This is a genomic window from Candidatus Saccharibacteria bacterium, from assembly GCA_017983775.1.
Classification (GTDB): domain Bacteria; phylum Patescibacteriota; class Saccharimonadia; order JAGOAT01; family JAGOAT01; genus JAGOAT01.
In genome coordinates this window covers 1-11,539 of record JAGOAT010000027.1, presented here as the reverse complement: position 1 = coordinate 11,539, position 11,539 = coordinate 1, and the positions used below count along the sequence as shown (strand labels likewise).

Sequence of the window (11,539 nt, the reverse complement as noted above, 5' to 3'; positions counted from 1 at the left end):
TGGAGACTAGAGGAGCTAGGCGTCAATTTGAGACTAAAGACCCAAGTCCAAGCTATCAAGGGAGGTAAGTTGAGATTGAATACTGGAGAATCAATCAGGACCAAGACTGTAGTCTGGACAGCAGGGTCAACCAATAACCCAATATTTTCTCAATACCCAGATATCTTTACGCTTGCTAGAAATGGAAGGGTTCAGGTAGATGAATACTTGAGGGCTCATCAAGATATTTATGTGATCGGAGATAGTGCTGATACTCAGTACTCTGGTATGGCCCAGACTGCCCTGTTTGATGCTAAGTTTTTAGCTGGTAATCTGATTAGGCAGTCCAAAGGCAAACATCGCAAGCTCTATGTTCCCAGGCGTCCAGTCTATCTGATTCCTGCTGGTAGGAATTATGCAGTATTGCAATGGGGTAGAATTGTATTAAGGGGTAAGATTGCCTGGACTCTTAGAAGGCTTGCTGATTTAGATATCTTTATGTCTTTTGAGCCATACCGCAAAGCAATTAGGAGCTGGGAAGCAGGTAGTGGATATAGTAGTCTGGGAGGTAAAAAATGAGTCAAAGACGAATAGATTTGGTCTGGGGTTTGTGCAGGATTGGACTGGGATTTATTTTTTTCTGGTCATTTCTGGATAAGTTATTTGGTCTAGGATATACAACATGTCGAGATCAAGTAGGAGTTGTCGTCCAGTTTTGTGAACAAGCTTGGGTCAAGGGCGGCTCTCCAACTACTGGGTTTTTGAGGACAGCGTCTGTCGGTAGCCCAATCGAGCAAACTTTACAGTCAATGGCTGGCGATAGACTTTGGGATTGGGTATTTATGATCGGTCTAGCTGGGATAGGTGTTGCGATGATTTTGGGCATTGGTATGCGGATTGCTACACTCTCTGGGGTGATCATGATGGGCATGATCTATCTTGCACTTTATCCACCAGCTAATAATCCATTTATGGATGAGCATCTGGTCTATACCTTGCTATTTATTGGACTAGCGCAAGTCAATAGTACCCAAGCTTTGGGATTTGGTAGAGCATGGTCAAGGCTGAGATTAGTGAATAAATATAAGTTTCTACAATAGGAGGATCAAATAATGTATAGAATAGTATTTAAGAAGATTGCCTTGACAGGCAAGGTGACTATTTTTGGTAGTCAAAATCAAATCGTTGCTTATGCACAACAAAAATTTTTCAAGGTCAAAGAAAAGGTTACTTTTTATCAAGATACCAACAAGGATCAGATAATAGGTATAATCAATGCTGATAAGATCATTGATTATAATTTGAGCTATAGTCTCACGGGAGCACAGGGAGAACCACTTTGTAAATTAAAGCGTAATGGTCGGGCATCAATCTGGAAGGCAAATTATGAGATATTGGACAAGAATGGCCAGCTAGTCTATAAAATTCATGAGAAAAATCCTTGGGCAAAGGTAATGGATTCCTTATTGGGTGAGATACCATTTATTGGCTTGATCAATGGCTACATCTTCCATGTACGTTATGGGTTGTCTACTCCAGATGGTCAAGAGGTAGCGGAGATTGTCAAGCAGCCAGGATTGTTTGAAGCTGAGTTTCACTTGAGTTTGACTGGATCATCGGGAGATTTGTCAGTAGAGATTCTTGAGCTGATTACAATGTTACTAATTCGCGAACGTTCAAGAAGCTAGGATTTTTTAAAAAAGTTTGGCACTAGTATTGGGGTTTTATTTTTGTACTCTTGATATTTTTGATCCTCTCCCCATTGCTTGTTGGCTGATTTTTCGAGGATTGGTATGCCACTAACCATGGTTATTAGTAGGGTAATAAATATTGGCCCTAGTGCAGTCAGCCAATAAGCGTCAGCGTAGTAGCTTAGTCCGTAGACAAATATACCCCACCATAGTGAAATTTCTCCAAAATAGTTGGGATGACGAGAGTAGTGCCAAACCCCAGAATCAATCCAGGGTTGAGGTTTAGGCTTGAGTTTAAATCTAAATCTATATAACTGAAGATCAGCAATGGTCTCTAATGATATTCCCTTGATCCAGATTATAATACCTATGATTGCATAAATGTTGAAATTGGTGGGTTGGTCTAGGCTTAATAAATAAGTTGCTGGCAAACTGATCACCCAAACACTGAAGCCCTGGAGTAGCCAAAATCTTGCAAACTTCCAGAAGTTTTCCCTGATTCCATCGAATCTAGCATCTTTGCCGGTTTTAATAATCCTGATAAGTAGATAGCCTGATATACGAATTCCCCAGATAGCTATCATTGACATGAGTATTACTTGGTAGTTTGAAATCTGATCACTGTTGATCAGGCTATAAAAAGCAAGTGCAATGAAGCTTAGTCCATATGAAAGGTCTGTCAACTTGTCGGTTTTGTATTTGGAGGCAAATACAAAGAAACCTAGCTGGATAGCCATTGAGATCAGCAAAGATTGTAGTATTACCATGATAATCAATTTAGAGCTCGATTAAGTATAAGATTTTTCATAGTAAATTTCATAGTGTACCATTGTAATTATAGCAGATTATTCCAGGACTATAGATTTGATATATATTATTGTATAATACAGGTATTATGAAGTCTCCTGAGTCAAAAGCTACTGAAAGAAAAAAATTTTTGAGTGGGCCAGCTTTATGGACATATGGTTTTCACGTTGGTAGTCTTGTAGAACAAATAGACAATCTTTCATTCCCAAAGCAAGCCATAACCGACCCCTTACTACTGGCAGCTCATACAAAAGTTGTGAGATCAATATCATACAGAACTCAACACCGAGCAGTCCGTGAGGCACGTAGACTGGGAATAGCAGATGACAAGGGGGCTAACCAATTAGAAATGTTTGGATTTGCAGATAGGGAATTTACAGGAGCTTTTGCTGGAGCATTAGGGATTGAAATTTCTTATTTCTTAAGATACAAGAGATTTAATCAAAGCCCTTTAAGTTTGATGGATTATGGAATGATGTTTCAAACAGGTTGGTTTGGTGATATCGTCAATCAAATGGCCTTGACAGGGCCTACTCTTTTGGGACCAATTGTGAATCAGATGAAGATTGATAGAGTAGTAGGGAAAAATAGGTCACTTTTTGGAAGTTTGGCAGACAAGAGCATTCAGGATTATAAGAAAATAGAAGATATCCAGGATTATTTTCTTGAATTGAAGAATGATACTGACGATTCCATTGAAGGGGTGGATGCAATTAGGCAGTATATTAAGCTAACTAATGCAGGCAGAAAATTTTTTATATCAAAGATTGATCATACAAAAAGTGTTGGATGTCCGGTAGCAAGATCTTCTACTATTGTTAGTCAACAGTATTATTTCTTGCTAGAAGAGCTCGGAGCTCTGGATAGATGTTCAAGTGGCAAAGTATTGACGCAAGGAAATTATAGACTAACAGAACCTAGTCCTTATACTCCGATAGATAGGGTTCTTTGGCATTGGGGGGATTATGTATTAAGGTATGCTGGCTACTTATTATCACTTACCAATGATCAAGAGACTAGGTCTAAGTTACTACCATCTGGTCAAATAGGTAGTGATGGATTTCTTCACCCATCTATAGCTAGCTAGTTTGATATTTGTGCTAGAATAGTCTTATGCAAGAAATTATCAAAGTACGAGATTTGACTAAATCTTATGGGGACAATCAAGTATTGAAGGGGATAGATTTTGAGGTCAATAAGGGGACAATGTTAGCGTTACTCGGACCAAATGGAGCGGGCAAGACTACTACGGTCAAGATTCTTTCTACTTTACTTAATCCAGATCAAGGAGAGGTGACAATTGCTGGCATTGATCTGTTAAGACACCCAGAACAAATACGCAGAGTAATAGGTCTGACAGGCCAATCAGCAGCTGTAGATGAGCTTTTGACCGGAAGCGAGAATTTGATAATGATGGGGAGGCTTTATCAGCTCAATAAGGAGCAGTCCAAGCAGAGAGCAGAACAGTTGCTGGTAGATTTTGATCTAGTAGATGCTGCAAAACGTAAGGTCAAAGATTATTCAGGTGGGATGAGAAGAAGGTTGGATCTAGCAATCAGCTTGATTGCTAGCCCACCAATTATCTTTCTTGATGAACCGACGACTGGGCTGGATCCTCGATCTCGCCAAACGATGTGGCAGATGATTAGATCACTTCTAGATTCTGGTACAACAATCTTGCTGACTACTCAATATCTTGAGGAAGCAGATCAGCTCGCAGACCAAATTATCGTGATCGGTGGAGGGAAGGTGATTGCCCATGGTACGCCTGAGCAGCTTAAGGCAAAAGTCGGTCAAGACAGACTAGAGATTAGACTCAAAAATAGCGAGGACTTTGAGTTGGTGATCAGTGTTCTTGAAAAATATAATCCGAGTCAAGATCAAGATAAATTGACTGTCGGGATATCAATTAAGGGGGATGGTAGTGACCTCAAGCCAATCCTAGATTTGCTCGAGTATGCTCGCATTAGTCCAGCTGGGATTGAAATCCATAGACCTACATTAGATGATGTATTCTTATTGCTTACCAATGGAGAAGAGATCAATGAATAATTTCAAGGCAACATTAGTCGATATCCAGGTAATGATCTGGCGTAGTACTATGCATATCTTGCGTAATACCGATCAGCTCTTGGGTGCATTTTTCCAGCCAATTATGTTTTTGGTATTATTTGCTTCGGTGTTTGGTGGATCGATTGAGAAAGCCTTGCCAGAAGGTATTAGTTATATCAATTATTTGATGGCTGGTATTGTTGTCCAGACGGTAGCTTTTGGTTCTACTACTACAGCAATTGCAGTCTCCAATGATATGAGCAAGGGGATTATGGATAGATTTCGGTCACTACCGATGTCAAACATTGCAGTTTTGAGTGGGCATGTGGTGGCAGATCTCTTACGTAATGCGATTTCGACAACTGTGATGATCGTAGCTGGGTTTGCAATTGGTTTTCGGCCGGAGACAGACTTGGTTGGTTGGCTACAGATTGCTTTACTTTTGATCATTTTTACTCTGGCATTTTCTTGGTTGGCGTCTATAGTCGGTGTAATCTCCAAGAGTGTAGAGGCCGTACAGTGGCTAACATTTGTGATAATCTTTCCTTTGACTTTTGCTTCAAGTGCATTCACTCCTACAGCAGGTATGGGTCGGTATCTCAGGGCATTTGCTGAGAACCAACCAATTACTCAGGTGGTTGAAGCAGTCCGAGCACTGATTCTTGGTCAAGATCCGGGAGATTATTATACCAAGGCGATTATTTGGTGTTTGGTTTGCTTGGTAGTAGCAGTACCAATTTCGGCTAGATTATTTCGTAGACGTACTAGCTAGAATACATTCTCTCTATATTAGTCTTCCCTTTTCTTGTCATGAACTCAAATATCTGCAACCCCAATATCGTCATTGTTCAAAACCCAGCCCCTACCCCGTCATCTCTTAAAATCCAGCCCTCCATCCCGTCATATTCCAAAATCTGGCAGGGATTTATGGGATATCCAGTAATTTGCATTAAATGACTATCCAAGTGTCAGCAGAGGTGGATCCCCTGTAAACCCTTCGGGTTTCGGAGGATGACAATACTTTACTACCATCATTGGCGGATATAGTTATGACTCAGAATCGTCTTGGATCATAAGCCCATTGCAATAGTGCTTGTCTTTGCTTAGGCCTACAGGCTTGATCTTCGGGTATGCAATTAGAGATGATCTGGCTCTTGTGACGCTTGATTGCTAGCCAGCGTTTGATCTGTCTAGTGTCTTCTATTTCTAGTCTTCGACCTAGATAATATCTACAATACCATTGAAACCAACCAAGGGGATCGATTGGATTGATCCAGCCCTTTTGTTCCCAGATAGCGCGTGATTGGGATGCTATGACTCCATAGTAATTGAGGCTGGGGATTGGTTTGCCAGCCGGACTAATCTTTGCATGGACAAACCACCCTGGAGGCAAATCGGAAGGTATGGTCGGGAAATAGGCTCCGCCAAATATTCCTAGCTCAAGCATTTGCTGAGGGGTTAGGTCAGGCTGGAAGATATTGGCCAGATCAGTATCATCGTTTGTCATACATTAGGATTATAACAAAATCAAAAAGGTTGAGGTTGATATATAATAGCTGTATGGGCAAATCAGATCTCAAATTGTATTACCGAGGAGTCAAGGCTATCTTGTCTGAACAGTTTAGTGTCAATCGTCTCATGATGACCTGCCTGGTTGCTGGTAAAGTCCTAGAAGGCTTGAGGCCACTCGGGGAAGCCTATATAGTAGCCAAGATTATTACCCAATTTGCAAGCCTGGTATCGGATCAAGCTGATAGCTCTGGAGTGATTAGTTGGTTGATAGCTTGGCTAACTTATCGAATCATTACAGATTTACTCTCTCAAGGATTGTCTTTCATGCAGATCAAGGTAGATAATATGATTGACATAGTAGTCCAGAGAATCATAGTCAAGAGTATGTATCAGATTAATATAGCTACACTCGAAGACCCTGAGATACAGCCAATATTAGTCAGGATCAATCAGAATTCACAAATGATATCCAATCTGATTTACTCCCTACTTTCAATTTTTACAAAGCTGATCACTTATATATCCACTTTTGTTGCTTTGCTCTATTTTTCAGTAGTGATTGGACTAGCTGCGGTTTTAATAGTAATTCCTCTCATTTGGGTTCAGTTTAGAGCAGTGACTTTGAGACGCAAGAATTTTGACAATATCTATGCAGATTATCGTATCAAGGATAGTCTTGGGTATTTCTTAACAATGCCAAACCATGTTCTGGATATTAAGACCCTGGGAGGAGTTAAGGAATTATTAGGGATTTATCAAAGGCATTCAGATAGGATTAATCAATCTAGTCAGTCGGTTGCCAAAAAGGAGATATCGGGTGAAATTATTGCTGAAAGTTCTCAGCTAATGGTACAGTTTTTGGCTGATCTCTGGCTAGTCTTTAGGGCAGTTTCAGGGGGCATTGGTCTGAGTCAGATCATTTTGGCTAGAGGTTTGATTAGCAATCTAGTCAGTTCGACCGGTGGTATGGCTGGAAGTATCAAAAATACCGCAGAAAGTCTTAGCTATGTTGTAGATATTGAGAGATTGAAAGAACTGGCTTATGTTAATAAGTCAGAAGTTCGATCTGAGATTGGTCATAACCAAGACTTGGGGATAGAGTTTACTCGGCTTGACTTTCATTATCCCAATCAGTCAGATCTAGAGGGGCAATTTAGCTTGCAAGGTCTCAATTTTGAGATCAAGCCAGGTCAAAAGTTGGCATTAGTCGGGGAGAATGGGGCAGGTAAGACAAGCATCATTAAGTTGCTTTTAGGGTTTTATACTCCTACGGGCGGGGAGATCAGGGTCAATGGAGTTAGCCTTGAGAATTATAGTCAGGAGCAGTACCTTGAGAATTTTACTGTAATGATGCAGGATTATCTGATTTTTGATGCTTTGAGTATTCGTCAAAATCTCTTGATTGGCAATTTGGAGTCGATCAAGGATAGTCAGCTTTGGCATATACTTGATACGGTACGGTTGGGTAATTTTGTCAGGTCTTTGCCAAATGGGCTAGATAGTCGACTTTGGGTCAATGTTGAGGGTGGTATCAATTTATCTGGAGGACAGAAGCAGAGGTTGGGGCTGGCCAGGGCACTCCTGAGAAGATCAAAGTTCTTAATCCTCGATGAACCTACTGCTGCGGTTGATGCTAGGGCAGAAGAGGGGATTATCGAGACGATTTTTGCAGATAAGGGGCATCAATCAATCTTGATTGTTAGCCATCGACTGAGTACAGCTAGAAGAGCAGATAAGATTTTGTTTATCGATCAAGGTAGGGTAATTGAGCAGGGGAGTCATCAGGAATTGATGTCTCAGAGAGGAGCTTACTTTGAGCTGTTTGAAAAACAGGCCAAAGGGTATCAATAACCTTGATACTACCAGGGTTTTTTGCTAGACTTAAGTAGTTCTCATTTGTGTTGTGATTCGGAGGATGAGAGTGATGGGGCGTGGCCAAGTGGTAAGGCAGCGGGTTTTGGTCTCGAAGATCGAAGGTTCGAATCCTTCCGCCCCAGCCAAAATTTAGAACCAAACTCCAAAGACAGGTTTCTGTGATTCGGCTCTAATAGATGATTTGTTATTAAATCAAAAAGCAAATAAGATAATCAGTCAATATTCAAACCAAGACAGGACAAGTATTAAGGGTGTTGGGACAACTGTTTATTGAATGGAGGCCTTTATATCAACAAGGGTAGTTGTTCTTTGATGAGTAATTGCATAGCAACTGCTCTAGCTTTAGGTAGGTTAGGGTTGTTAGAATAAGCCATGGTAGGCTCCTTTCGTAATTATTTAATAGTAACTACAGTTTAGGACGCCTACCATTTATGTTGCAAAGGTGGGGATGATTACGTGGGTACTTTACGAACACTAGTATTATAGTACAATATGTCATATGAGTGAGACTGTAATAACACTATCAACAGAGAAAGAAACGGTTGTTATTGGACAACTATTATTTGAGGATGCGCGACTATACTATGATGCTGTTGATAATAACAGAGAATATTTAGCGCAGCTTGGAGATGTAAAAGCTAATAAATACCCTGATATGAGGTCGGTTGAAGCTTCAATCGTTGAACCAAGTAAGCCAGATAAACTAAGATTAGGCATCTGGGACGGTGATAGCTTTATCGGCAGTATTAATCTAATGCCGGATGAATATGAAGCCGAGATTGACTACTGGTTGGATGGCCGCCACACCAGCCACGACTTGCCATACTGGCAACTAAAGTCCTTACCGTTTTCACCAGACAACGGTATCAGTGTGTTTATGCTGAAGTTGAATCTGATAATGTTGCGAGTTGCCCATTTTTTGAGCGGGCTGGTTTTCGCTCAGTTGACAAGATTGCCACTAAACTCATTTTTGAGGCAATGACCGGCACGGTACCCAAGGCCATTTCATTGGCTAAGACACAACATTTCGAGCAGGCTGCCTTTTCCGGTGACATTTATGTGCCCAATTCAGCACAAATGGGATTTACCGCTCTTCAAGTTAATGTTCATGGCGAACACCCCAGAAAACGAATACTAGAGGGTAATGTACGGTCGTATTATGTGGCTGATGGACAGGGTGTATTCTCTGTAAATAATGTGGTTCACATTGTTGCTAAGGGCGATCTCTATGTTATCCAGCCAGGTGACGAGTATAGTTATTCAGGCGAGATGACTCTGCTGGAATTTAATGTATCTCCCGATAATTCCTTCAAGGATGAGGTGCTGGAGTAAACTCTATGAGTGAAATATTGCCACAACCCGAGCAAGAAGCCAGAAAAACATGGCTAGGTAAGCTTTCAGAGTTTATAGAGGAAGGTTGTAGGTAAAAATATGACTAGTGATAAGAGGATCTATCAATATAATGACAATCTACTTTTTGAGGTGATTGATCCCATGCTTGGGTCCTGGGAGGATAACGAAGACGAGCGTGCGGTAGAGTTTATCTGCCCCGAGCACCTTATTAGACTTACAGATATTGGTCCCCCTAAGCATAAAACGGTAGGATACAAATTAGAATGTCCGGTTTGCCAAAAAGACAAAGATTATAGTCCCGTCTGCTGCTCAAACGAAACGTTGGATAATTTAAAAAAGAAGGCTCTTGCTCTATACGATAAGGACTTGTACAAAGACGCGAAGCTCGTTCGTCTGGACGATTTTTACGTGCCTGAAATCAAAAGGTTTGATGCTTTACCAACCAGCACGAACTATTCAATTAAAGCTGACGTAAAGACCGACAAAGATGATTGTACAGTTGTTGTGCTGTACGTTGGGTATAAAGGTCAAAAAGAAAAATCACAAATCTTCATCAAACCAGAAAAACTACAGTTATCTAGTGACCATAAAGACCTGGATCCGGCGAAAGTGCTGACAAAAATTGAACTAACCCTAAGAGACCGAAACATAACACAGGAATACGGTGATAAGGGGTCGGACAGATAATAGACTCTACTTACGCAGCGGTGTCTCGCAAACAAATATGGAGTTTTTATGTTGGAGACATGGAGGCTTGTCATCAGGCCACGATAAATACACACAGGGTGAAAGATTTTAGATGGTCAGAACTTTTACCGCAGCGCTTTTAATATTGTGTATGATTGATTTTTGCGTCGGCTATAAGCAGTATTGAGGGTGCGAAACTCATGAGACGTAGACCGCGTTCCATGGCCACCACGTACATACCGCGACTGCTTGACACCCTTATGATATGAAGCATAGAATAGTTGGTATGAGTGAGAATATTCTGATTGCAGAAACAGCAAAACAACGCACTGAAGCCATGTATCTAGCATATATGGGAATGATTCGTGCCTTTTTAGTTGAAGGGATCTTGGTAATAGGCAAGCCAACGCATCAACAAGAAACTTGGGCTAAACGAGCGGCACTCGGTAACGATGAGTTGGCAAATACTTTTGCCCATTTAGCTCAGATTACTGAGCGCGCCTACAAGCAGAGATATCTTGAAGGTATGCCTATGGTGGTAGGCATCGGGGAAAGGGTTACTGAGCCATTCGTTGACCTTGGGCCAGTTGAAAGATTTCACTTTTTACGTCGTATTGCTCGAGATCAGAAGGCTTTAGAAGGCGTAGCCCCAGAACCTAAAATGCACACAACACCTAAGGTGCTTTATATGAAGCCCGTTGATGAAGAGCTTCCCGAGAATGATCCACATCTGCCAGCTAAACAATATATTGAATGTATTGGAGAGGCCTGTGTTGGATACAAGGGAAAAGCTTGCAATGCATACGAAGAGTGGATGTCCGCGGAAGGGCCTACGGAAGGCAGAGATACTTCAAAGCCACCACTTCGTGAAGAAGCAGTTTCTATTACCTACGGTCAACATTGCGGAAATAAGGATTATCCATTAGTCTCCACAAGAACAGATGTCTTGAAGCCTAAAAGAGCTAACACGATGGAGATAATCGCTAGAAGCGGTATGCATGGTGTTCCTTCATCTGTTAGGGTCGTTAATTCTGGCTAGGCAGTCAGTGCTGGAATAATAACAAGCTTAGAAGATTAGTTATTTTCTAGAGTTCTGTTCCTGATTACAAATTGATTCCTAATACCCCTCAACAAATGCACCCTGCTCTTTGTACGAGCCTTGCACGAGGTATCCTAATATTACAAATACACTGTTGTCTACATTAATTATATCTGTAGGATCATCTTTTTAAGATACAAGGGGGCCTTGATTTTTTTTATTATCTGATTTAACATAAGCTTATATGAATTGGAGGATAGTATGAGTTTCAGCTATGTTGATTTGTTTTCAGGAATTGGAGGGTTTCGGATTGGCTTAGATGCTATTGGTGGGGAAAGTGTCGGATTCTCTGAGATAGACAAGAAAGCGATTGAGACATACTTAGCAAACTTTAACGATCCCGAAGATTACAACCTAGGGGATGTTACAGAAATCAAAGAATTACCAGAGGTCGATCTAATTGTTGGTGGTGTGCCCTGCCAGTCTTGGTCTGTAGCGGGCAAAAAAAGAGGGTTTGATGATCCTCGTGGTAAGCTTTGGTACG

The 11,539-nt window shown here is 41.1% G+C and carries 14 protein-coding genes and 1 tRNA gene; 13 read left to right on the top strand and 2 right to left on the bottom strand.

Annotated features, from left to right (window positions below; genetic code table 11):
- The 3 genes from KA531_03530 to KA531_03520 all read left to right on the top strand — a co-directional run.
- A partial coding sequence (locus KA531_03530) for an FAD-dependent oxidoreductase (GenBank protein MBP6005941.1) occupies positions 1–558 on the top strand: 558 nt, incomplete at its 5' end.
- Positions 555–1,079, top strand: coding sequence for a hypothetical protein (locus tag KA531_03525; GenBank protein MBP6005940.1), 525 nt, complete (start codon positions 555–557; stop codon positions 1,077–1,079). The genes KA531_03530 and KA531_03525, both read left to right, overlap by 4 nt.
- 12 nt (positions 1,080–1,091) lie before the next feature.
- Positions 1,092–1,667 carry a hypothetical protein gene (locus tag KA531_03520; GenBank protein ID MBP6005939.1) on the top strand — a complete coding sequence of 192 codons (576 nt, stop codon included), beginning with the start codon at positions 1,092–1,094 and terminating at the stop codon, positions 1,665–1,667.
- On the opposite strand, the gene KA531_03515 is transcribed toward KA531_03520, so the two are convergent.
- Positions 1,664–2,407, bottom strand: coding sequence for a DUF1295 domain-containing protein (locus tag KA531_03515; protein MBP6005938.1), 744 nt, complete (start codon positions 2,405–2,407; stop codon positions 1,664–1,666). The two genes, KA531_03520 and KA531_03515, sit on opposite strands and share 4 nt — an antisense overlap.
- A gap of 158 nt (positions 2,408–2,565) precedes the next feature.
- On the opposite strand from KA531_03515, the gene KA531_03510 reads away from it, so the two are divergent.
- From KA531_03510 to KA531_03500, 3 genes are read left to right on the top strand one after another with little or no spacing between them, the layout of a single operon-like run.
- Positions 2,566–3,564: a hypothetical protein gene (locus KA531_03510; protein ID MBP6005937.1), complete on the top strand. Its 999-nt coding sequence runs from the start codon at positions 2,566–2,568 to the stop codon at positions 3,562–3,564.
- 26 nt (positions 3,565–3,590) lie between these two features.
- A complete protein-coding gene (locus tag KA531_03505; GenBank protein ID MBP6005936.1) occupies positions 3,591–4,529 on the top strand; it encodes an ATP-binding cassette domain-containing protein in 939 nt (312 codons plus the stop codon).
- Positions 4,522–5,301, top strand: a complete 780-nt coding sequence (locus tag KA531_03500) for an ABC transporter permease (GenBank protein MBP6005935.1) — start codon at positions 4,522–4,524, stop codon at positions 5,299–5,301. The genes KA531_03505 and KA531_03500 overlap by 8 nt, the downstream gene beginning before the upstream one ends.
- 282 nt (positions 5,302–5,583) lie before the next feature.
- Here KA531_03500 and KA531_03495 read toward each other — a convergent pair whose 3' ends face one another.
- Positions 5,584–6,036: a hypothetical protein gene (locus tag KA531_03495; protein MBP6005934.1), complete on the bottom strand. Its 453-nt coding sequence runs from the start codon at positions 6,034–6,036 to the stop codon at positions 5,584–5,586.
- Between the two features lie 53 nt (positions 6,037–6,089).
- Here KA531_03495 and KA531_03490 point away from each other — a divergent pair, with 53 nt between their 5' ends.
- The 7 genes from KA531_03490 to dcm all read left to right on the top strand — a co-directional run.
- Complete coding sequence (locus KA531_03490) at positions 6,090–7,892, top strand: ABC transporter ATP-binding protein (GenBank protein MBP6005933.1); 1,803 nt, start codon at positions 6,090–6,092, stop codon at positions 7,890–7,892.
- Positions 7,893–7,966: 74 nt separating this feature from the next.
- Positions 7,967–8,041: transfer RNA gene (locus tag KA531_03485), tRNA-Gln, on the top strand.
- Between the two features lie 374 nt (positions 8,042–8,415).
- Complete coding sequence (locus KA531_03480) at positions 8,416–8,898, top strand: hypothetical protein (protein ID MBP6005932.1); 483 nt, start codon at positions 8,416–8,418, stop codon at positions 8,896–8,898.
- Positions 8,895–9,248, top strand: a complete 354-nt coding sequence (locus KA531_03475) for a hypothetical protein (GenBank protein MBP6005931.1) — start codon at positions 8,895–8,897, stop codon at positions 9,246–9,248. Before KA531_03480 ends, KA531_03475 begins: the two co-directional genes overlap by 4 nt.
- Before the next feature lie 99 nt (positions 9,249–9,347).
- Positions 9,348–9,956 carry a hypothetical protein gene (locus KA531_03470; GenBank protein ID MBP6005930.1) on the top strand — a complete coding sequence of 203 codons (609 nt, stop codon included), beginning with the start codon at positions 9,348–9,350 and terminating at the stop codon, positions 9,954–9,956.
- A 286-nt stretch (positions 9,957–10,242) separates the two neighbouring features.
- Positions 10,243–10,995, top strand: a complete 753-nt coding sequence (locus KA531_03465; GenBank protein ID MBP6005929.1) for a hypothetical protein — start codon at positions 10,243–10,245, stop codon at positions 10,993–10,995.
- 261 nt (positions 10,996–11,256) lie between these two features.
- On the top strand, positions 11,257–11,539 hold a 283-nt coding region (dcm, locus tag KA531_03460), incomplete at its 3' end, for a DNA (cytosine-5-)-methyltransferase (protein ID MBP6005928.1).